Consider the following 22,008-nt stretch of genomic DNA (forward strand, 5'->3'; position numbering starts at 1 on the left):
CCGGGCCCCCGCCGGGCACGCTCACCGCTTCGGCGGGGCAGCCGCGGCCGTGTCCGTGGCCGTGACGCCCTGCGGGTTGAGGTTGGTGAGGTGGCCGCTCTCGGTGCCGGCGGTGGGGTCGATCACGCAGTCGATGAGCGCCGGGCCGCCGGAGGCCAGCGCGTCGGTGAGGGCGGTGGTGAGCTCGGCGGGCGTGGCCGCGTGATAGCCCTTGCCGCCGAAAGCCTCGATCAGGCGGTCGTGGTGGGCGTGGAGCATCAAGGTCGTCGGCGACGGGTCGGCGGAGGCGGTGTTGATCCCGTCGCCGCGGTACACGCCGCCGTTGTTGAGGACGATGACGACGACGGGCAGCCGGTAGCGGCAGATCGTCTCCAGCTCCATGGCGCTGAAGCCGAAGGCGCTGTCGCCTTCGACGGCCACGACCGGGGCGCCGCTTTCGACGGCGGCGGCGATCGTGTAGCCCATGCCGATCCCCATGACGCCCCAGGTGCCGCTGTCGAGCCGGTGGCGCGGCAGCTGCATGTCGATCACATTGCGTGCGAAGTCGAGCGCGTTGGCGCCTTCGTTGACGACATAGGCGTGGGGGTGCTGGTGCAGGACATCGCGTACCGCCCGCAACGCTCCGTAGAACGCCATCGGATGCGGGTCGGCCTGGAGACGCTGCGACATCTTGGCGATGTTCTGCGCCGAGCGCGCCGCGAGCTCCTGGTGCCACGGTGCCGCGACCGCGATCTGACCGGGCTTGGTCCGCTCGACGAGTGCCTTCATCACCGATCCGACGTCTCCGACGAGCGGGGCGGCGACGGGCCGGTTGCTGTCCATCTCGGTGGGCTCGATGTCGACCTGGATGAACCGCGCGTCGGGGTTCCACTGCGGTGCCTCGCCGTGGCCGAGCAGCCAGTTGAGCCGCGCGCCGACCAGCATGACCACATCGGCCCGGCGCAGCGCCAGCGAGCGGGCGGCGGCGGCCGACTGGGGGTGGTCGTCGGGCAGCAGGCCCTTGGCCATCGACATGGGCAGGAACGGCAGGCCGGTGGTGTCGATGAACTCCCGGATCTGTTCGTCCGCCCGTGCGTAGGCGGCGCCCTTGCCGAGCACGACCAGCGGTCGTTCCGCGGCGGCCAGCAGCTCGATCGCGCGGTCCACCGCCCCGGGCGAGGGGAGCTGGCGCGGTGCGGGGTCGACGACGCGCCACAGCGAGGCGGCGCCCGCCGCGGCGTCCACGACCTGGCCGAGCACAGCGGCGGGGATGTCGAGGTAGACGCCGCCGGGGCGGCCGGAGACCGCGCTGCGGATCGCACGGGCGACGCCGCGGCCGATGTCCTCGACCCGGTCCACCCGGTAGGCGGCCTTGGCGAACGGGGTGGCCGCCGCCAGCTGGTCCAGCTCCTCGTAGTCGCCCTGCTTGAGGTCGACGATGTGCCGCTCGCTGGACCCGGAGATCTGGACCATCGGGAAGCAGTTCGTGGTGGCGTCCGCGAGCGCGACCAGTCCGTTGAGGAAGCCCGGGGCGGACACCGTCAGGCAGATGCCCGGCCGCTTGGTCAGGAAACCGGCCGCCGCGGCCGCGTGGCCCGCGTCGCTCTCGTGCCGGAAGCCGATGTAGCGGATACCCGACGCCTGCGCGACCCGGGCCAGGTCGGTGACCGGGATGCCGACCACTCCGTAGATGACCTCGACGTCGTTGAGCTTGAGCGCGTCGACGACCAGGTGGAACCCGTCGGTGAGGGGCAGGACGTCGGCGGTCGCCGTGCCGCCCGGTGTGGAAACGGTTGCCATGACCCGATGTCCTCTCTATCGCGATTACCCCTTTCGGGTTAATTCTTCCAGTTTTGGGGGCGGGCCGCGCGATATCCGCGGTCCGCGGCCGTCCAGCCGGTGAACGGCCGGTCGGGCCGGCGAACGGCTGTCCCGCCGGCGAACGGGACTGTCGACACCGCCGGTGTGTGTGCGTACGGCCGTCCGGCGTATGAGCGCCCTTGTCAGGCCCTGGAGAGCCGGGGCGGGCGGATCGCGAAGACCGCCCACCGGTAGAACCGCCGGGGCCGCCACTGACCGGATGATCGCGATGGGGGACGATCCAGGCGCGGGAACGGCGGTGGCCGGGGCTGATCGCGTTCCGTTATCCCGCCGCGGGTGCCGGGTCCGGTACCAGACCTGGTGTCGGCGGCATGGGTTCGCGGGATTCCTGGATGGCCACGGGAGCGCCGCCGTCCGCGCGCGTGATGATCAGGAAGCGCTCATGGACCGTCGCCCGCTCCGCCGCGGTGGGGGTCAGTACCTCCCGCAGCAGGCCGATCGCCTGGCTGACCTGGGCGCCCGCCGCGTTCGTGGTGAACATCGTGAGCGCTTCCTTGCGGCCGAACGGCGCCGTCCGGTTCTCCGTGAGCCAGAGCGTGTAGTCCTTCCCGGGTTCCAGACCGGTCGCGGCGACCTGGAGGAGGTCCAGAGCGCCGAGCGCGTTCACGGAGACGGTGGCGTGGCCGCGTCCGCCGCTGCCCTCCGGCGCGGTGAGCGTGAGGTGACCGGCGAGGCCCGCGACTCCGAGGGGCATCAGATGGTCCGTGCCCTTGCCGGAGGGGACGGCCCGGGGAACGTACAGCAACTGCTGCGGCTGCTGGCCGATGGGGATCGTGGCGATCACCCGGTTCCGCAGGGTGTCGACGGCCGCGACGGCGTCCTGGTTCTCCAGCCCGACGTAGACCCGGGTGCCGTCTCCCGAGACCCAGATGCCGTGCGGCAGATCGCCGGTGGGAATGGTCGCCACCAGGGCGGGTGTCCTGCCGCGCCGGTACACCTTCACCATGTTCTCGCCGCCGACGGTCACATAACCGAAGTGGCCCTTGGCGTTGTCGACCAGGGTGACGTGATTGGTGATCGGTCCGGTGTCGAGCGTGGCGAGGATACGGAAGGGCGGCCGGGCGCTCATCACCTGCGTCTTGCCGGAGTCCTTCAGTGTGAACCACACCTCGGTTCCGTCACGGCTCACCGCGAGGTTGGGCGAGAAGGGGCTGGCCTGCGGGACGCGGGCCACGACCCGGTAGGTCCGGGTGTCCACCACATCCACCTCGGGGGTGAAGCTGGAGGGTACGAAGGCGTACCGCCCGTCCGGCCGGAACAGCACCATCCCCGGTCCGTTCGCCGTCCTGACACGGCGCTTCTCCCTCATCCGGACGGGGTCGATCACCGATACGTAGTCCTCGCCCCGTACGGTCGCCCACAGTTCGCGGCCGTCGGGCGTGAAGAACGTCTCGTGCGGCGAACGCCCGATGTAGACCACGCCCTTGACCTTGTTCGTCGCGGTCTCGATCAGGGTGACCGAGTTGGAGCCGATGGAGACGACGGCGATGGTTCGGTGATCCGGTGAGAAACCCATCCCGTGGACGAGCAGTTGACCCCGGTACAGGGGACTGAGCGCACCCGGCACGGGGTCGCCGAGGCGGATCACGCCCAGGAGCCGGTTGGCGGCGGGATCGATCACGGAGACGGTGTTCGACGTCTGGTCGGCGGTGTAGACGCGGTCCTGCCCGGATATCGGGATGACCGTTCCCGTATCCGTTCCGCTCCCCCCGCCGGGCACCTCCCCGCCCGGACGTACCGGCTCACCCGGACGTACCGGCTCCGCGGGCCGCCGTATCGGCTCGGCGGGCCCCGGATTCCGGCCGGGCGCACCGCGCTCCGCGTCCCGGCGGCCCGGGGACATGGCCGTCATCCGGCCCTTCATGACGCCGATCTCCTGCTGCTGCGTGACGATGATCTCCTGGGCCAGCCGCCGCAGAACAGGGTCCGTGCCGTGTTCCAGGACCGCCTTGGCCATGTCGACGGCGCCCTGGTGATGCGCCACCATCGCCGCCGCGAAGTCATGGTCGGGATCGCCGGTCATCCGCGAATCCGCCATGGCCTCGGCCATGAGCCGCATGCTCTCGTCCATCTTCCGCGTGAACGGCCCGCTCCGGGCGCCCGCGTGGGACGGGTGGGCGTGCGGCGGGAAGGCCGCCCCGCGCCCTGGGGAGTCGCACGAGACCAGGCTCAGTGCGATGAATCCGGCTGCCGCGGACATGCCCAGCCGGCGAAACGCGTACCCAGCCATCCGACCTCTCCTCTTCCGTCCAGCACGACCGGGACCGACAAGCGCTGACGTCGCGGACCGAGGCGGGCGCCTCAAGCGGCCGCCCGTCATGGAACAGCCCCCGTCCGGCGGCCGGAGACGTGTGTGATCCACGCGGGGGAAGACAGGGGAAGGACTGGGCTCTCCGCCGGTGGGTCCAGTGTTCTCAGCCCATGGCGTTATGTCCTCCCGGACTTCGCAATCGGGTGAACGGACGGTTCCGGCCGATACGTGGAGCCGGCGGCGCCGCGGCATACCGTCGGGTTCAGGAAGGCGCCCTTCCCTTGCCCGGTGGCCGTGCCGTACGGTTCCGGTCCCCGTAGGTGAAGCGGGGCAGCCCCCGACGCGGCCGGCACCGAGGTCCCGACACCGGGATCACGGGTTCGCGGGTGGTGATCGGAGACCGAGGGGGCCGCGAGACATGTCGGTTGCGTGGAGAGGTGGCCCTGTTGCGCAGCGTCGGCGTCGAGGAGGAGTTACTGCTGGTGGACGCGGCCACCTGGGAGCCCTATGCCGTGTCGGCGGCCGTGCTGGAGGCGGCCGGCCGGGCCGGGGGCGGCGATGGCGGCTTCCAGAAGGAACTCCACGGGCAGCAACTGGAGTTCGCGACCTGCCCGCGGACGGAGATGACGGAGCTGGCGGCGGAGATACGCGAACGGCGTGCGGAAGCGGCCGAGTACGCGGGGAAGGCGGGGGCCGCCGTGGCCGCGCTGGCGACTTCTCCCCTGCCCTTCGAGTCCGCCATCAATCCGGACGACCGCTATCTCTGGATGGAGCGCGAGTTCGGGCCGATCACCCGCGCGCAGTTGACCTGCGGCTGTCACGTCCATGTGTCCGTGGAGTCGGACGAGGAGGGAGTCGCCGTCCTCGACCGGATCAGACCATGGCTGTCGGTGCTGCTCGCGCTCACCGGCAACTCACCGTTCTGGCGGGGGCAGGACAGCGGCTACAGCAGTTATCGCAGCCGGGTGTGGGGGCGTTGGCCCTCGGCAGGACCGGTGGAGATATTCGGGTCCGCCGCCGCGTACCACGACTATGTGGCCTCCATGGTCGCCACCGGTGTGCTGCGGGATCCGGCGATGGCCTATTTCGACGCGCGGCTCGCGGAGCGCTACCCCACCGTCGAGGTGCGGGTGGCCGACGTGTGCCTCGACGCCTCGACCACGGTTCTGCTGGCCGCGCTGGTGCGGGGTCTGGTCGAGACGGCCGCGCGCGAGTGGCGGGATCGGGAACGGCCCCTGCCGCACCGCGTCGGGTCGCTTCGGCTCGCCTCCTGGCGAGCGGGCCGCTCGGGGCTGGAGGACCGGCTGGTCGACCCCCTCACGATGAGGCCCGCCCCCGCCGAAGCGGTCGTACGCTCCTTACTGGCCCATGTCCGGGACGCTCTGCGGGACCACGGGGACCTGCCGCTCGCCGAGGACGGCCTCGGCCGGCTGCTGAGGACGGGCAACGGCGCACGCGTACAGCGAGATGTGCTGCGGCGCACCGGAAGTCTGCACGCCATGGTCGCCGAATGCGTCCGCCGGACCCAGACCTGAAGTCCGCGGCTCATGACGGACGCGGCTCATGACGTACGCGGCCCATGGAGTACGCGGCCCATGGAGTACGCGGCCCGTGGAGTCCGGGACCCAGGAGTACGCGCCCCACGGAGCCCGTAGCCGTCCGCGCCCGTCCGTAGCCGTCCCCGCTCGGCCGTGACACGGGTCTCGCACGGGCCGGTGATGTCGTCCCGGCACCGGCGGGAGAGGATGAGGCACGAGCGGTCAGCCGTGAGCCGTAAGAAGAACGCCGAGTGGGGAGCACTCCCATGACCACAGTCGCTGTAACCGGTGCCAACGGGAAGACGGGCCGTGTCGTTGTCGCGGATCTGCTGGAGCACGGGTACGACGTCGTCGCCGTGGACATCGTCGCCGGTCCCGCCGACCGGGAGAGGATGGCCGGGATCGGGACATCCCTCCTCGGGGCGGACCTGACGGATTACGGACAGGCGGTCGACGCCCTCCGGGATGTCGACGCGGTGGTCCATCTGGCCAATATCCCGGCGCCCGGCCTCTTCCCCGCCGCCCACACGCTGAACACCAACACGGTGATGAACAACAACGTCTTCCTCGCCGCCGCGCAGAACAAGGTGTCCCGGGTGGTGTGGGCGTCGAGCGAGACCACCCTCGGCCTTCCGTTCGACGTCCCGCCCCGCTACGCGCCGGTGGACGAGGACCACTACCCGTACCCCACCTCGACCTACGCGCTCTCCAAGGTGACGGCCGAGACGACGGCCCGGCATGTCGCCGAGTGGTCCGGGATCCCCTTCGTCGCGCTGCGGCTCTCCAATGTCCACCTCGAGGAGGACTACCGCCATGTCCCCGGCTACTGGCCGGATCCGCATCTGCGGAAGTGGAACCTCTGGGGGTATGTCGACGCACGGGATGTGGCGGAGGCCTGCCGTCTCTCGCTCACGGCGGAGGTGACCGGCGCGCGGAGCTTCGTCATCGCAGCCGCGGACACCATCATGCGGCGGCCCTCCGCCGAACTGCTCGCCGAGGTGTTCCCCGGCGTCGAGCTGACCCGCGAGATCGGAACGTACGAGACCCTGCTGAGCATCGACCGCGCCCGCGAGGTGCTGGGCTTCGTACCGCGGCACTCCTGGCGGGACGTCATCGACCACTGACCGGCCGCCCGTGGGCCCTCAGCCGGCCCAGGCCTCCCGCGTCGTGGTCACCGCGGCCCCGGTGCGCGCGGCCTCCTCGATCGCCAGGCTGATCTGGTGGTCCTGGCAGCCCTCGGCGAGCGGATAGGGCTCCGGGGCCTCGCCGCGCACCCAGGCACCCGTACGGCACAGCAGGTCGACGACGGCCAGGTCGTCCTCGGAGAGGTTCGCCCCGACGTACTCGTTCCGGTACACCACCCGCCCGTCGAAGGTGATGTGGTGCAGTTCGACGCCCTCCAGATTGAGGTCCGTTCCGGTACGGCGGCGGACCAGCGGCGACTCCACGGGGGTCCGCGGGTCCGCCATCCTCACCACCTGGTCGTCGACGATCTCACCCAGCGAACCGCGGACGACCATGCGCCGGCCGCGCAGCGGGTTCCACCACTGGTTGTCCGTGAAGTCGTACAGTCCCATCCGCCCGCCGAAGTCCAGCAGCGCGATGGTCGTCGAGGCGTCCTTGGGTGTCGGATCGTCCGCCCAGCCCTCCCTGGACAGCGGATCGGCGAGCGGGGCGGTGAAGGACCTCGCGGTCACCGTGGCGGGCTCGAAGCCCGCCCCCAGGGTGTGCCGGATCAGGGAAACCGCGTGGTAGAGGTGGGTGGAGGACATCTGCACCGATGTCACCTCGCCGATCACTCCCTCCCGCAGCAGGGCCAGCCGCGCCGCGTGCCCCGGCATCAGCGGATACTGCTCCGCCACCTGGACCAGTCCGCTGCCGCCGGTCTCGCGCCAGAGGTCCCGCAGTCCTTCGAGGTCGGCCGCGGGCGGTGTCTCGGCCAGTACGGGCACCTCGCGGCGTACGAGGTCCTTCGTCACCTCAGGAGTGACGGACCACGGCACGGACGGGATGACGAACTCCGGCACTCCAGGGGACTCCGGCGACCCCGCGGACCCCGGCGCCCCGGAGCCCGCGAGCAGTTCATCGATGCCGCGGAAGGCGGGCACTCCCCATGAGGCCTCGACCTCGGCGGCACGTTCCGCGGACCGGGTCACCACACCGGAGACCGCGAGCCGGCCGGGCAGCTTCCGCGCCAGCCGGACGAAGAACTCCGACCGCCAGCCGGTGCCGACCAGGCCGAAGCGTACGGGTGCTGCACTCACGTGGATCGCTCCTCTGAAGACGGGCCGGGGGAGTCCGAGGCGGCCACCGGCAGGGTACGGGGTGACGGCCTTCGCCACACCGTTCCCGCCTTCACCACACAGTTCCTGATGGATCGTCCGCTATGCCCCGTCCCGGACACCCGTCATGACGTCATGACAGGAACAAGCCAAAGTGACCGGTAAGCGTGGTGTTGCCGTCCGGTAAAGCCCCATGTGATCACCGGCATATGACAGCGACCCGCGTCGGACAGCTGACCGACTCTCGGACAATGATCTCCGCAGTGATGACAATCCGATGTCCCGCTGAAACTATCTGCATACCGCACGGACGTCGTATCGCAGGTCTTCTCGCCGGGGATCCCCAGCCTCCGGTTCCCCCGTCACCACCGGCCGTCATCCAAGGCCGGACAGAAGGAAGCCGCAGGAGTGACGAACATCTTCCGCACCAGGACAACGTTGTCTCACATATCTCCTCCCTCCCCTCGCCGGACCTCCACCCGCGGGCGTCTGGCGGCGACGGCGGCTGTCGCCGTGGCCGTGCTTCTCGTCCCGGCGCTCCCCGCCTCGGGTGCCGTCCCCGCCGCGCCGGCCGGCGCGGACCGGGCACCACGGCAGATCGCGGCGGAGCCGAGACCCGGCGCCGCCCCCGTCGGGCTCTCTCCCGCGCGGCGGGCGGAGTTGCTCGGGGCCGCCGCCGATTCGGCTCCCGCCACCGCCCGTTCGCTGAAGCTGGGCGATCAGGAGAAGCTCGTACCGAAGGATGTCGTCCAGGACGCCGACGGCACCCTGCACACCCGCTACGCACGCATCTACGCCGGACTCCCCGTACTCGGCGGCGACTTGGTCGTCCATGAACGGACCGGTGCCCGTACCGTCACCAAGGCGTCGGACGCGGCGGTCTCGGTGCCGACGACCAAGGCCGCTCTCACGGCCACGGCGGCGAAGAAGTCGGCGCTCGCCGTCGCCGAGGACGAGAGGACCGGCCGGGCCGCCCCGGAAGGAGCGCCGAGGCTGGTCGTCTGGGTGGGCGCCGGCACACCCGCGCTGGCCTGGGAATCCGTTGTCACCGGTGTCCAGGAGGACGGCACCCCCAGCGAACTGCGCGTGGTGACCGACGCCAGGACCGGTGCCCGGCTCCAGAGCCACGAGCGGATCCACGCCGGCACGGGCAACAGCCAGTACAGCGGTACGGTGCGGATCGGCTCGGTGCGCGACGGAGACGTCTACGAACTGACCGATCCCCAGCGCGGCGGCCACAGCACCTACGACCTGACCCTGGGCGGGAACGGCACGCTGCTGACCGACACCGACGACATCTGGGGCGACGGGACCACCGCCGACCGCCAGACGGCGGCCGTGGACGCGGCCTACGGGGCCCAGAAGACCTGGGACTTCTACCACGACCGGTTCGGCCGCAACGGCATAGCCGACAACGGCGTCGGCGCGTACTCCCGCGTCCACTACGGCGACGGATACGCCAACGCCTTCTGGGACGACAACTGCTTCTGCATGACCTACGGCGACGGGATCGGCAACGCCCGGCCGCTGACCTCTCTCGACATCGCCGCCCATGAGATGACCCACGGCGTCACCTTCGCCACCGCCGACCTGGACTACGAAGGCGAGTCCGGCGGTCTGAACGAGGCCACCAGCGACATCATGGCCACCGCCGCGGAGTTCTACGCCGACAGCGCCACCGACGTACCCGACTACCAGATCGGTGAACTCGACGACGTACGCGGGACCGGCGGACCGCTGCGCCATCTGGACAGGCCCTCCAAGGACGCCTCCGCCAAGGGCACCTCCCAGGACTACTGGACCCCCGAGACCGATTCGCTCGACCCGCACTTCAGCTCGGGTGTGGGCAACCACTTCTTCTATCTGCTCGCCGAGGGCAGCGGGGAGAAGACCGTCGAGGGCGTCCGCTACGACAGCCCCACCTACGACGGCCGGCCCGTCGCGGGCCTCGGTCTGCACAACGCCACCAACGTCTGGTACCGGGCGCTGACCCTCTATATGACCAGCGGCACCGACTACGCGGGCGCGCGCGTGGCCACCCTCCAGGCCGCCGCCGATCTGTTCGGCAGGTCCAGCGACGCGTACGAGGCCGTCGGCAACGCCTGGGCCGCCGTCAACGTCGGTCCCCGCTACGTCAATCACATCGCCGTGACGGCACCGTCCACCCGCGACGCGGCGGTCGGCCAGCCGACCAGCCGGCAGATCGAGGCGACGACCTCACGGCCGGGCGGTCTGACCTACTCGGCCACCGGTCTCCCCGGCGGTATGTCGATCGACCCCGGCACCGGTCTGATCGCCGGTACGCCGACGACGGCCGGCACCTTCACCACCACCGTCATCGTCCGAAACGCGGCGGCGGAGACCCTGAAGGTCCCCTTCACCTGGACCGTCCTGGCCTCCGGCGGTGACTTCTTCGTCAATCCCGCCCGGTACTCCATCCCCAACTGGGGTGTCGCCACCTCCCCGATCATCGTCACCGGCCGGGAAGGCAATGCCTCCGGCGACCTCAAGGTGACGGTCCATCTCTTCCACGCCTTCGCCGGCGGCCAGGTGATCGACCTGATCAGCGAGGACGGTACGAGGATCCGGGTGAAGGACTTCGTCTACGGCCCCGGACCTGAGCTGAACGCGACCTACACCGTCGACGCCTCGGCCGTCCCCGCCAACGGCACCTGGACCCTCCGGGTCGAGGACGACACCCCGGGCATCTTCACCGTTCCCCCGGGCTATCTGGACAGTTGGAGCATGACCTTCTGACCCGGATCCGACCGGAGTCCCGCCATCGCACCGAGCGAGCGCCCTCCCGTCCGGCCGACGAGGCCGGAGGGGAGGGCGCTGTGCCGTCGCGGGACCGCGAGGGTGACCCCGGTCCGCGCCGAACCGGGCGCGGGGAGGCCGGAACCGGGGAGGCGGGAACGGGGGGCGGGAACGGGGGGCGGGAACGGGCCGGGCGTCCGGACGGGTCCGTGGACCGGCTCAGCCGAGGGCCGGCCGGCCGCTCGGGCCGGCGGGGGTACGGCCGCTCCGTCCACGGTCGCCGGAGGGACGGCCGCCAGGCGTACGGCTTTCGGGCGAAGAGCCCGCGTCCGCACCTGTCCCTGAGGCCCCGGACGCGGCCGTCAGGGCCGAGGTGACCGCGTGGCACGCGCCACGGCCGTCGGCGCACGCGACGATCCTGTCCGCCTCGATCCGGACGGCCGCCTCGGTGCCGTCGCTGACGGCGGGCAGGCCGGCCGCCGCGGCGAGGACGCCCGACTCGTCGAACACCACCTGTACACGCGGCCACGCCGAGGGCGGGAAAGCCTGCCGCAGACAGCGGCAGAGTTCCGCGACGGCCAGCCGCGCCAGCGGCGCCAGTTCATCGGGATCCCCGGTGACCACGACCGCCGTGACCCGGGTCCCCGGCGGAGCGGCCCGTACCGCCTCCTCGACGGCCTCCAGCCGGTGCAGTCCCAGGACGGCCACCACACCGTCGCCCGCGAGCAGGGCGGGCTCGCCGCGCACCGCGTCCAGCGCGCGCGGCGGCGACCACGGCTCGTCGGTCTCCCGTACCTGAGTGATCACATGCGCGGGCGGCCACCAGTCGTGGAGATCGAGGCCCGCGAGCTGCTCGCAGGCGCTGACGACATTGAAGGGCTCGATGAACCCCGGCGCGGCGGCGGCCAACTGGTTCGCGCCGTGCAGGGTCGTGAGCACCGCCTCCGCGACCCGTACCAGACTGCCGGCCGGCGCGCCGGCCGGCCGCAGTCCCTCCAGAGCGAGCCCCAGCAGGATCGCGTCCACCTTCATGAGCTGCGCGAACGGCCGCCGGGTCCGCTCCTCGGCGAGCACCTCGGGCAGCAGATACATACCGAGCCGCGCCACACCGTGCTGTTCGCCGACATCGGCGAGCGGCAGCCGGGCCACCCAGGCGCGCGCGAGCAGGCCGAGGGCCTCACGGGCGGTACGGCCGGGCTCCGGATGCGGCGGCTCCGGCGCGCGCTCGGCGAGATCGGCCAGCACCGCGAAGTACAGGGCCCGTTTACCGGGAAAGTTGGAGTAGACCGCGCCACGGGTCAGCCCCGCGCGCTGGGCGATTCCGTCCACCTTGGCGTCACGGAAGCCGTGCTCGGCGAACTCACCTCTGGCCGCCGCCAGCACCTTGGCGCGGTTGCGCTCCTGCGCCTGTGCCCTGCTGAGCCGGCCCATCGTCCTCACACGTCCCCGCGTTGCTGTCCATCGCGCTTCAAGATACCGTGAGCCATTCAGATGTTCGTGTCATATGGTCCGAGCATCCGGATACGCCGACCGGGAGTCGGGCCGTTCAACGCTTGAGGAGATATTTCCGCGTGGCAGGCATCGGTGACGGCGGCACCCTGCTGAAGTGCACGTTCTGCGGGAAGAACCAGAAGCAGGTCCAGAAGCTGATCGCGGGTCCGAGCCCGGTCTGCATCTGTGACGAGTGTGTGGGGCTCTGCAACGAGCTGATCACCGAGGACCTCGGCGCGCCCTTCGGGGGCGCGCTGCCGGATCTTCCGAAACCGCGCGAGATCTTCGACTTCCTGGGGCAGTACGTCATCGGGCAGGAGAGCGCCAAGAGGACACTCGCGGTGGCGGTCTACAACCACTACAAACGCGTCGGATCGATGGCCGGCGGCGGCGGGCGGCCGGGCTCCGGCGAGGAACAGGTCGAACTCGGCAAGTCCAACATCCTGCTGGTCGGCCCGACCGGCTGCGGCAAGACCTATCTCGTCCAGACCCTCGCCCGGATGCTCGACGTGCCGTTCGCGATCGCCGACGCCACCGCGCTCACGGAGGCCGGCTATGTGGGGGAGGACGTCGAGAACATCCTGCTCAAGCTGATCCAGGCGGCCGACTACGACGTCAGGAAGGCCGAGACCGGGATCATCTACATCGACGAGATCGACAAGGTCGCCCGCAAGGGGGAGAACCGTTCGATCACCCGCGATGTCTCCGGCGAGGGCGTCCAGCAGGCGCTGCTGAAGATCCTGGAGGGCACGGTCGCCTCCGTACCGCCGCAGGGCGGCCGTAAGCACGCGCAGCAGGAGTTCATCCAGATCGACACGGCCAATGTGCTGTTCATCGTCGGCGGTGCCTTCGCCGGTCTGGAGCAGATCGTCGAACAGCGCGTCGGACGCCAGGGCATCGGATTCGGCGCCTCGCTCCACAGCAAGGAGGAGCGGGAGGGCCGGACCGCCTCCGCCGATGTGCTGCCGGAGGATCTGCTGAAGTTCGGACTGATCCCGGAACTGGTCGGCCGGCTGCCGAAGCTGGCGACCGTACAGCCGCTGGACCGGACCGCGCTGACCCGTATCCTCACCGAGCCGCGCAACGCGCTGCTCAAGCAGTACCAGAAGCTCTTCGACCTCGACGGGGTGGAGCTGGAGTTCACCGAGGACGCCGTCGCCGCCGTCGCCGAACAGGCGCTGCTGCGCCGCACCGGTGCCCGCGCGGCGCGCACGATCCTCGAAGAGGTCCTGCTGAACGTGATGTACGAGGTCCCCAGCAGGGACGATGTCGCCCGGGTCGTGGTCGACCGCGCCACCGTGCTCGACAACGTCAATCCGACGCTCGTACCGCGCGGAAAGCGCGAGCGCCGCGAGAAGTCCGCCTGAGCCGGCCGGGGCGGAGCGGTCCGGCGGCCGGCCCCGGAGGGGCTCGTCAGGCGCCGACGGCACGGGTCGCAGCAGAATGGCCAGGTGACCGTCGACCCGGCGACCCCGCGCCTTTCCGGCCAGACCACATACGGCGACGACCTGCGGACCCCGCTCCGTGACTTCCTGCGCACGGAGACCGGCAGCGCCGCCGTACTGCTGGGCGCGGCCCTGGCCGCACTGGTGTGGGCCAACACCGGGCCCGGTACGTACGCCGCCTTCTGGACGACGGACCTCTCGGTCCGAGTCGGCTCCGCCGGGGTCTCCCTGGGGCTGCGCGAGTGGGTGAACAGCGGACTGATGACGCTGTTCTTCTTCGTCGTCGGCCTGGAGGCACGCCGCGAGTTCGACATGGGCGAACTGCGCGAGCGGAAACGGGTCGCCCTTCCGATGATCGCCGGCCTCAGCGGCATGGTCGTACCGGTCGCGATCTACCTCGCGCTCACCGCCGGCGACCCGTCGGTGCACGGCTGGGGCGCCGCCATGTCCACCGACACGGCGTTCGCGCTGGGCATCCTCGCCGTGTTCGGCACCCGGCTGCCCCGGGGGCTGCGGGCCTTCATCCTGACCGTCGCCGTGGTGGACGACTTCGTGGCACTCGGCGTCATCGCGATCGCCTACAGCGGCCATGTCGATGTGATCGCGCTGGTCGCGGCCCTGGCGATCTTCGGTGTGATCCTGCTCGTACGGGCCGCGGGAGTGCGCCGCGGCGCGTTGTACGCGGTGCTCGCGGTGGCGCTGTGGGTGGCCGTACTGGAATCCGGTGTGGACCCGATCGTCACAGGTCTCGCCCTGGGGCTGATCACCTCCGCCTACCCGGCGGCACGCAGCGATCTGGAGCGGGCGACCGGGCTGTTCCGGCTCTTCCGCGAGCAGCCCACACCGGAGCTGGAACGCTCGGTACGGGCCGGACTGGCCACCGCCATCTCGCCCAACGAGCGGCTCCAGCGGATGTACCACCCCTGGACGAGCTATGTGATCGTGCCGGTCTTCGCCCTCGCCAACGCCGGTATCACCATCAGCGGCGACCGGCTGGCGGACGCCTTCGGCTCTCCGGTCACCCTGGGCATCCTCTTCGGCTATCTGCTCGGCAAGCCCATCGGTATCCTCGGCGCCTCGCTGCTGACCACCGGACTGAGCCGGGGACGGCTGCGCCCGCCCGTCGGCTGGGGCGCCACCGCGGCGGGAGGCACCATCGCGGGAGTGGGTTTCACCGTCTCCCTGCTGATCGCCGCCCTCGCCTTCGACGGCACCCGGCTCGAACAGGCGAAGATCGGCATTCTCGCCGCCGTGCTCTGCTCCTTCGCCGCCACCTGGCTGGTCACCTGGGTGATCTGGCTGCTGCCCCGGCGCCGCCGGAGCAGCGCGCTGCTGGGCAGGGCGGAGTCCGTTGTCGATCTGTCGACACCCGTCGATCCTGACCGCGACCAGGTGCGCGGTCCGAGGGAGGCGCCGGTGACCGTCGTCGAGTACGGCGACTTCGAATGCCCTTACTGCGGGCTGGCGGAGCCCGTCATCCGTGAACTGCTCGCGGACTCGGGAGACGTCCGGTACGTATGGCGCCATCTTCCGCTCACCGATGTCCACCCCGGCGCCCAGCTCGCGGCGGAGGCGGCGGAGGCCGCGGCGGAGCAGGGCTCCTTCTGGGAGATGCACGATCTCCTGCTCGACCACCAGGGCGATCTGCGCCCCGCCGATCTGCTCCGCTACGCGGCGGAGGTCGGGCTGGACACCGACCGCTTCCACCGGCATCTGCGCGATCACAAGGGCGCCGCGCGGGTCGCCGAGGATGTGGAGACGGCCGATGTGAGCGGTGTCTCGGGCACGCCGACCTTCTTCGTCAACGGGCGGCGCCACCACGGCGCGTACGACATCGAGGGTCTCACCGCCGCCGTGCGCGCCGCCCGCGCGCGCTCCCTGCTGAAGCCTTGAGACCGGGAGGAACTCAGGCCTTGAGGAAGTCCATCAGCGCCGGGTTGACGATCTCGGAGTGGGTCCAGGCGATGTTGTGCGGGCCGCCGTCGACGGTGACGAAGGTCAGATCCTTGATGAGCCCCGGAAGCCGCTTCGCCGTGTTCACGTACGGAAGGACCCGGTCGTCGGTCCCGTGCATGAGCAGCACGGGTACGTCGATGTTCGGCAGGTCCGCGCGGAAGTCGGTCAGCCATGTGTCGACACAGGCGTAGGCGGCGTGGGCCGAGACGGCCAGGGCGGTGTTGAAGCTGAACGTCCACGCCTCGTCACTGATCCGGGAGCCGCGGTAGTGGTCGACGTTGTAGAGGTTGTTGACGAACACCTTCATATAGGCCGGGCGGTCGGCGGCGACGGCGGACTTGATGTCCTCGAAGACGGACCGGTCGAGCCCCTCGGGGTTGTCGTCGGTCTTGAGGAGGAACGGCGGTATGGCGCCCAGCAGTACGGCCTTGCTGATCCGCCCGGAACCGTACTTGCCGAGATAGCGCGTGACCTCTCCCGTGCCCATGGAGAAGCCGACCAGCACCGCGTCGGAGATGCCCAGGTGGTCGATGAGGATCCTGAGGTCCTCGGCGAAGGTGTCGTAGTCGTAACCGAACGTGGGGCGGCTGGAGTTGCCCGAGCCCCGCCGGTCGTACGTGATGACCCGGTACCCGGTGGCCAGCAGGACGCGTTCCTGCTTCTCCCAGGAGTGCCCGTCGAGCGGGTAACCATGGATCAGGATCACGGGCTGTCCCATGCCGTGATCCTCGTAGTAGATGTCTATGGAGCCGGTGTTTTCCTGCCCGACGGTGACGAACGGCATGAGTGTGCCCGCTTTCTCTGTTCCGGATCGTCTTCTCTGTTCCGGGTCGTCCAGATTGATGACGCTTTGTCTTCCATGAAACCTCCGCTCCCCGGGGCCCGCCACATGGGCCGCTTCCGCGCTCCGTTCACCGGGGCAGGTGTGCGTCCACCGGGGACGACGTGCATACCGACGGCGTTCGGGGGCAGAAGGGAAGAGGGTTAGGGGGGTCCCCGCATCGCCCTCATAGATGCGCGGACGGGAGTGTATGGGCGTATGAACGGACAGACCGTCATCGGTGCGACTCTGGCGCCTCTGGCCGACTCGGTGCGGGCACTGCGCCTGGCGCGGGAATTCCTGGGCTCACCGGGGTCCACGGCGGAGGCCCGGCGAGTCACCGCCCGGTTTCTCCAGCGGCTCGAAGCGGAGTGGTGTGCCGTGCTCGGCGACAGGAGAAGCGGTGATGTGCTGCTCGTCGTCAGTGAGCTGGTCACCAATGCCGAGCGGCACAGCCGTGGACCGTATCTGCTGGAGCTGGAGGGCACGGACCGGCGGCTGATCGTGACCGTGTACGACAGCAGCACGACCCTGCCGCGCCGCTTTGAGCGGGACCCCGGCCGGCTGGGCGGGCACGGTATGGAGATCGTCGACGCGCTGAGCGACCGGCTCGTCGCCGAGCGGGTCCCGGTCGGCAAGCGGGTCCAGGTCGTGTTCGATCTGCACGCCGCGGACGGCGACGGGATTCCGGCCTGACGGGGTCCTGGGCCGCCTCCTGGATCCCGAGCCACCTCCTGGATCGTGGGGCCGCCCCGTTGACAGCGGTGTGCGGTGACCCTACGTTCTGCGTAGAAAGCGCTTGCTGAATGTGCTCGCTCAATGCGTCCCGCACGACCGCGAAGGCGAGGAGCCGGTGGGAACAGAGATGGTGACTTCGCCGGGGGGCTTCGCCGGACTGCCGGGAGCCGTCGCCGTATCGCATCTGCGCGTGTACGAGTGGGAGGCCGCCGACGGAGTGCGGGGAGGCACCCCGCATCTTCATCTCACCTGCTCCGAGGGGTATGTGGTGACGGCGGGGCGGGGAGCCGTCCAGACGCTCGGCCCCGAGGGCTTCGCCGTCACACCGCTGGCGCCCGGGGCCCTTGTCTGGTTCACGCCGGGCACCATCCACCGGCTGGTCAACGACGACGGGCTGCGCATCGTGGTGCTGATGCAGAACAGCGGACTGCCGGAGGCAGGGGACGCCGTGCTCACGCTGCCGCCGGAGTATCTGTCCGACCCCGGGACATACGCGCGGGCCGTCCGTATCCCCTCCGCCGCGGAGGCGTCCGAGGCCGAACAGGCCGTGTTCGCGCGCCGGCGGCGCGATCTCGCCGTCGAGGGCTTCACGGTGCTGCGTACGGCATGGGAGGCCGGTGACACACGGCCCCTGCTCGACTTCCAGCGGACCGCCGCCGCGCTCGTACGGCCCCGGGTGGCCCGGTGGCGCGAGCGCTGGGAGGCGGGCGCGGCGGAGGCCGCCCGGCAGACCGGTGCTCAGCTCGACCGGCTCGAAGAGGGGGACGCCTCGTATCTCGCCGGGGCCCGGCTGTATGCCCGGTCTCCGGCGGCGCACGGCGGATTCGGCATGTGCGGACGCCTCGACACCTACGACGTCCCGCTCTAGAGACTTACCCGGACACCGACAGCCGTTGGACATCGGCGGCCGTTAGACATCGGCGGCAGGGCCGGGCGCGGCGTCCCCGGCCCGGCCGCCCTCCCGTCCTTCCATGGCACCGCGGCGGGCGTCGAGCACATGCCCGATGAAGAAGTCGTAGACAACGGATCCCACGAGTGCCCCGATCAGCGGGCCCACGATGGGGATCCACATGTAATGGCTGAACCACTGGAAAGTCCCCGGAATGGCGATGTCGCCCCACCCCATGATGTACGTCCACAGCCGCGGTCCGAAGTCACGGGCCGGATTGATCGCGTATCCCGCGTTCGTTCCGACGCTGAGGCCGATCGCGACGACGACGAAACCGGTCAGAAAAGGGCCGAGATTGGACGCGGGAGCGGTATTGCGCGTATCGATGAGCGCGAAGATGAGCATGACGAGGACGCCGGTACCGACGATCTGGTCCAGAAGCGGACCCCACCAGGAATTTCCGAAGTACTCGGCCGGAAAGGTGGCGAAGATGGAGAAGGTGGAGAGTGACTGATCCCGGGCGATTCCCGCCTTGCTGTCGAACGCGTTGATGGCCCAGCTGTACATGCTGAAGACCACCGCCGCCCCGAGGAAGGCTCCCAGGAACTGCGCGCCCCAGTAGGGGAGTACCTTCTTCCTGGCGAAGTTCCTGCGTGCGGCGAAGGCGAGCGTCACCGCCGGATTGAGATGCGCGCCACTGACACCCCCGGCGACGTATACACCGAAGACCACCCCGAGACCCCAGCCGAAGGAGATGATCAGCCAGTTCGCGGCGTCGAAGGGTCCGGACTGCCGGCCGGAGCCGGGAAGGCCGGCGACGGCGACGGCGACCGAGCCGCACCCGAGCAGAATCAGTACGAATGTTCCAAGGAATTCCGCGAGCAGTTCACCGCCGAGCCCTTCTCGATAGCCGCGACGCTTCGTACTGGTGGCTGTCATGACGCCTCCTGTTTTGCGATGGGTCCGGCGCGCGGTTCGTATGCTGAATCCCACGGAGGTGCCCGGGAGTGGGCCTTGATAGGCGAGTGTAGGACCGTCCGGTGGCACGCGCCCGGCGAGTGGTATTCACCGGCTGACGGTCATTCACGGGGGTGGCGCGGGACTGAATAGGCCATTCGGGTGAGCGCTCCCGTATGACAAGAACGCCCGGCCGGGGGTGTCACCGGCCGGGCGTTCCGTCTGTTGTCCGCCGTGCTTATTTCTCGTGCTCGTTCCTCGTGCTTATTCGTCGCGGGCCGGGCGGGACTTTCGAAACACGCCCTAGCTGGTGTAGGCCTCCAGCTCGGAGAGCTGAGCGGCCGGCCAGCCGGTGTTGCCCGTGAACGTCAGCCGCAGATAGCGGACCGGCGTTCCGTCGAGACTGATCGTCGCGGTGTTGCCGCTCGACGGGTTGAAGGTGTAGTTCGCCGATGCCTTCAGCGTGTTGTACGGACCGGTGGTGCTCCCCAGTACGCTCAGCGTCTGTGTGCGGGTCGCCCACGCGGACGCCGGGGGAAGCTTCAGGACCACACGCTTGACGGCCTTGGCCGCGCCGAGATCCACCGTGATCGACTGCGGGAAGGCGTTGTTGGTGCTCTCCCAGTAGGTGTTGGCGTTGCCGTCGACCGCGTTGCCCGCGCCGTACACGTCCGCGTGTCCCGACTCGGTGACCGAGCGTCCCAGGGCGAGATTGCCCGTCTCCGCCGGCGGAGTGGTGGGCGGAGTGGTGGGAGGCGTGGTCGGCGGGGTCGTCGGCGGGGTGCCGGGACCGCCCGGCACACCGCCGTTGGTCCACACCGGGTCGGGCCAGTTGCCGGTGCACGCGGGCGGGTTGGCGTACCAGCCCGAGTTGCCGGTTCCCTGGGTGATCTGGAAGCCGCTGCCGACACAGTTGTGGATCGGGTTGGACTGGGCGATATGGGTGGCGGTCACATTGGTGAACGAGGCCGTCCCCGGTGCCTGGATCTGGAGCGCGTACGTACCCGCGCCGTCGATCCTGATGTTGTTGAAGCGCAGCCCGTTCGTCGCGCCCTCGATCAGATGGATCGCGGCGTAGGAGCTGTCCAGCACCTCGCTGTCGGTGATGTTGACGGTCGCGTTGATCGGCTCGTTGAGTCCGCTGAACCAGATCGCGCCGACGCCGAAGCGCCAGTTGTAGTCGTTGTTGCCGGCCCGGATCAGGGTGTTGCGCGCGGCGGTGGTCACACCGGAGACCGCCGTGCCCTGACCGGAGTTGACCCCCGGATAGCGGTTGGCGATATGCAGCCCGCCGCCGTTGGTGATCGTGTCCGACATGACGTTGTCGGAGATGGTGATGTCCCGGCCGCCGTAGGTGACGATGTTGTTCGCCAGGATCGGCAGGATCACGGTGTTGAACGTAAACTTGTTGTTGACGTTCGGTACGGCTTCCGCCCACATGGCCAGACCGTCGTCACCGGTGTTGCGTACAAAGGTGTTGGTGACCGTCGAGTTGGTGACGCCCATGTGGAAGTTGACGCCGTCGGCGGTCTGATCCAGGATCCGGCTGTTCTTGATGGTGAAGTTGTTCATCGGGCCGTCCATCCAGGCGCCGCACTTGGTGTGCTGCATCCAGACGTTGTCGACGACCGAGTCGGACATCGCGCCACCGATGGCGTTGACCTGGTCGTTGTCCACGCGCTCACGGATGTCGCCGATGATGGCGAAGTCCTTGAGGGTGACATTGCTGCTGCCGCCCTGATTGGCGTACTTGCCGTAGACACCGACGGCCTTGCTGCGGTTGGACGGGTCGCGTCCGGTCAGCACGCTGTACCAGGGGCCCGCGCCGCGCAGCGTCACCTTGTCGACGACGATGTGGTCGCGCACCTGGAAGGTGCCCTGCGGGATGTAGACCTCTTTGCCCTGGGTACGGCCCGCGTCGACCGCCGCCTGGATCTTGGCGGTGGAGTCGGCGGCACCGGTCGGGTCGGCGCCGAAGTCGGTGACGACGTCGAGCGCCCCGGAGGGCTTGCCGATCGGCGCGGCCACCTGCTCGAAGTCCGCGAGATCGATGGTGAACGTCGGAGACGCGGCGGTCGAGGAGACCTGGAGCCTGACCTTCGTACCGGCCGCCAGGGTCGATCCGAACATGGTCCGGGTCTCGTCGTAGAAGTGGTGCGGGTTGGTGTCGCCCGGGTTGTTGTTGAACGGGTAACCGCCGTAGTACCAGCCGTACTTGGAGGTCACCGGCACGCTCTTGAGGGAGTTGCCGTTGACCCGCAGGTCGATCTCGGCGTCCCGGCCGGTGCCCGCGGAGTTGTCGGGCAGCGAGTAGCGGAACGTCATCGCGTTCGCCGGAGCGGTGAGGGTGAACTCGACGTACTCACCGACCGCGTCGAGCGTCACGGCCTGCCGTCCGGAGGCTTCCGAAGGCAGCGTGCCGTAGAGGCGGTTGGGGCCGATCAGGGTGCCGTTGGTCGCGGCGTACTCGGCCTCCTGCTCCTTGAACGGCACGCTCGCGCCGCGGCCCTGGACGTCGAGGGGAGAAGGTGCGGGGACCGCCGCCGCCTGGGCGTCGGGCGCGGTGGAGAGCACCACCGCCGCGGCCGTCCCGGCCACGGCGAGTGCGAGGGAGAGGGAGGCTGACAGACCGCGCCGGAGCAAACGGCCTCTTGGGGCTGGGGGGAGTGTCACAGACATACGTCCTTGCGGCTCGTGGGGACTCTGCGGACGCGAAAAGGCTAGAAGCGGCGCCGCAGGAAGTCTATGAATCTGCGCAATTTTTGAAGACCGAAGCAAAAATCTTCGACCCAAGGTCCTGTGTGGAGTGGGGCATAGAGGATCCTTCGCCCCAACTCGCCGCGTCCGTCGGGCGGTACGAGGGGCCTCGCCGTCCGCAAGGAGGCGACGGCGGGAAGTCGGGGCCGGTCGAGGACACGGCCGGGAACGCGCCCGGCGGCGCTTCGGCTCCCGTCCCCCACGGGCCCCGCGCACACCTCTTGTTCGGCGCTCGGACTCGGCCCTACGATGCTTGACAGGGGGTAT

At 69.8% G+C, this 22,008-nt stretch carries 14 protein-coding genes; 7 read left to right on the forward strand and 7 right to left on the reverse strand.

The annotated features are described in order from the left end of the window. Positions 1-21: 21 nt before the first annotated feature. Positions 22-1,779 (reverse strand): oxalyl-CoA decarboxylase, encoded by a 1,758-nt coding sequence (oxc, locus tag ACWGDX_RS18335; RefSeq protein ID WP_453626742.1) that lies wholly within the window; start codon positions 1,777-1,779, stop codon positions 22-24. Positions 1,780-2,122: 343 nt separating this feature from the next. Next, complete coding sequence (locus ACWGDX_RS18340; RefSeq protein WP_453626744.1) at positions 2,123-4,090, reverse strand: DUF305 domain-containing protein; 1,968 nt, start codon at positions 4,088-4,090, stop codon at positions 2,123-2,125. 467 nt (positions 4,091-4,557) lie between these two features. Between ACWGDX_RS18340 and ACWGDX_RS18345 the strand changes: the two genes are divergently transcribed. Beyond that, positions 4,558-5,646 carry a glutamate--cysteine ligase gene (locus ACWGDX_RS18345; protein WP_453626746.1) on the forward strand — a complete coding sequence of 363 codons (1,089 nt, stop codon included), beginning with the start codon at positions 4,558-4,560 and terminating at the stop codon, positions 5,644-5,646. A gap of 269 nt (positions 5,647-5,915) precedes the next feature. Next, a complete protein-coding gene (locus ACWGDX_RS18350; RefSeq protein WP_383032808.1) occupies positions 5,916-6,773 on the forward strand; it encodes an NAD-dependent epimerase/dehydratase family protein in 858 nt (285 codons plus the stop codon). An 18-nt stretch (positions 6,774-6,791) separates the two neighbouring features. Here ACWGDX_RS18350 and ACWGDX_RS18355 read toward each other — a convergent pair whose 3' ends face one another. Continuing rightward, complete coding sequence (locus ACWGDX_RS18355) at positions 6,792-7,913, reverse strand: Gfo/Idh/MocA family protein (protein ID WP_453626748.1); 1,122 nt, start codon at positions 7,911-7,913, stop codon at positions 6,792-6,794. Positions 7,914-8,444: 531 nt separating this feature from the next. On the opposite strand from ACWGDX_RS18355, the gene ACWGDX_RS18360 reads away from it, so the two are divergent. Further along, a complete protein-coding gene (locus ACWGDX_RS18360) occupies positions 8,445-10,688 on the forward strand; it encodes a M4 family metallopeptidase (protein WP_453626750.1) in 2,244 nt (747 codons plus the stop codon). Positions 10,689-10,907: 219 nt separating this feature from the next. On the opposite strand, the gene ACWGDX_RS18365 is transcribed toward ACWGDX_RS18360, so the two are convergent. Further along, positions 10,908-12,119: a TetR/AcrR family transcriptional regulator gene (locus ACWGDX_RS18365; RefSeq protein WP_453626812.1), complete on the reverse strand. Its 1,212-nt coding sequence runs from the start codon at positions 12,117-12,119 to the stop codon at positions 10,908-10,910. A gap of 140 nt (positions 12,120-12,259) precedes the next feature. Between ACWGDX_RS18365 and clpX the strand changes: the two genes are divergently transcribed. Together clpX and nhaA are read left to right on the forward strand one after the other, a co-directional pair. Further along, positions 12,260-13,546 (forward strand): ATP-dependent Clp protease ATP-binding subunit ClpX, encoded by a 1,287-nt coding sequence (gene clpX, locus ACWGDX_RS18370; RefSeq protein WP_453626751.1) that lies wholly within the window; start codon positions 12,260-12,262, stop codon positions 13,544-13,546. Between the two features lie 84 nt (positions 13,547-13,630). Continuing rightward, the gene (gene nhaA / locus ACWGDX_RS18375; protein ID WP_453626753.1) at positions 13,631-15,517 is read left to right on the forward strand and encodes a Na+/H+ antiporter NhaA; all 1,887 of its coding nucleotides are present in this window, start codon (positions 13,631-13,633) and stop codon (positions 15,515-15,517) included. A gap of 13 nt (positions 15,518-15,530) precedes the next feature. Here nhaA and ACWGDX_RS18380 read toward each other — a convergent pair whose 3' ends face one another. Continuing rightward, positions 15,531-16,364 carry an alpha/beta fold hydrolase gene (locus ACWGDX_RS18380; protein WP_453626755.1) on the reverse strand — a complete coding sequence of 278 codons (834 nt, stop codon included), beginning with the start codon at positions 16,362-16,364 and terminating at the stop codon, positions 15,531-15,533. 255 nt (positions 16,365-16,619) lie between these two features. Here ACWGDX_RS18380 and ACWGDX_RS18385 point away from each other — a divergent pair, with 255 nt between their 5' ends. Continuing rightward, positions 16,620-17,096, forward strand: a complete 477-nt coding sequence (locus tag ACWGDX_RS18385) for an ATP-binding protein (protein WP_453626757.1) — start codon at positions 16,620-16,622, stop codon at positions 17,094-17,096. 169 nt (positions 17,097-17,265) lie between these two features. After that, positions 17,266-18,006 carry a cupin domain-containing protein gene (locus ACWGDX_RS18390; RefSeq protein ID WP_453626759.1) on the forward strand — a complete coding sequence of 247 codons (741 nt, stop codon included), beginning with the start codon at positions 17,266-17,268 and terminating at the stop codon, positions 18,004-18,006. Between the two features lie 42 nt (positions 18,007-18,048). On the opposite strand, the gene ACWGDX_RS18395 is transcribed toward ACWGDX_RS18390, so the two are convergent. Both ACWGDX_RS18395 and ACWGDX_RS18400 read right to left on the reverse strand, forming a co-directional pair. After that, positions 18,049-18,966, reverse strand: coding sequence for an MIP/aquaporin family protein (locus tag ACWGDX_RS18395; protein WP_453626761.1), 918 nt, complete (start codon positions 18,964-18,966; stop codon positions 18,049-18,051). Between the two features lie 321 nt (positions 18,967-19,287). After that, positions 19,288-21,663: a galactose-binding domain-containing protein gene (locus tag ACWGDX_RS18400; RefSeq protein ID WP_453626762.1), complete on the reverse strand. Its 2,376-nt coding sequence runs from the start codon at positions 21,661-21,663 to the stop codon at positions 19,288-19,290. Between the last annotated feature and the right edge of the window lie 345 nt (positions 21,664-22,008).

The organism is Streptomyces sp. NPDC055025 (assembly GCF_053608565.1).

Excerpts from the sequence above, each read along its gene's own strand:
- ACWGDX_RS18365 (WP_453626812.1), bottom strand. The coding sequence starts at position 12,119 with ATGGGCCGGCTCAGCAGGGCACAGGCGCAGGAGCGCAACCGCGCCAAG.
- ACWGDX_RS18380 (WP_453626755.1), bottom strand. The coding sequence starts at position 16,364 with ATGCCGTTCGTCACCGTCGGGCAGGAAAACACCGGCTCCATAGACATC.
- ACWGDX_RS18385 (WP_453626757.1), top strand. The coding sequence starts at position 16,620 with ATGAACGGACAGACCGTCATCGGTGCGACTCTGGCGCCTCTGGCCGAC.
- ACWGDX_RS18340 (WP_453626744.1), bottom strand. The coding sequence starts at position 4,090 with ATGGCTGGGTACGCGTTTCGCCGGCTGGGCATGTCCGCGGCAGCCGGA.
- oxc (WP_453626742.1), bottom strand. The coding sequence starts at position 1,779 with ATGGCAACCGTTTCCACACCGGGCGGCACGGCGACCGCCGACGTCCTG.
- ACWGDX_RS18390 (WP_453626759.1), top strand. The coding sequence starts at position 17,266 with ATGGTGACTTCGCCGGGGGGCTTCGCCGGACTGCCGGGAGCCGTCGCC.
- ACWGDX_RS18395 (WP_453626761.1), bottom strand. The coding sequence starts at position 18,966 with ATGACAGCCACCAGTACGAAGCGTCGCGGCTATCGAGAAGGGCTCGGC.
- ACWGDX_RS18350 (WP_383032808.1), top strand. The coding sequence starts at position 5,916 with ATGACCACAGTCGCTGTAACCGGTGCCAACGGGAAGACGGGCCGTGTC.
- ACWGDX_RS18400 (WP_453626762.1), bottom strand. The coding sequence starts at position 21,663 with ATGTCTGTGACACTCCCCCCAGCCCCAAGAGGCCGTTTGCTCCGGCGC.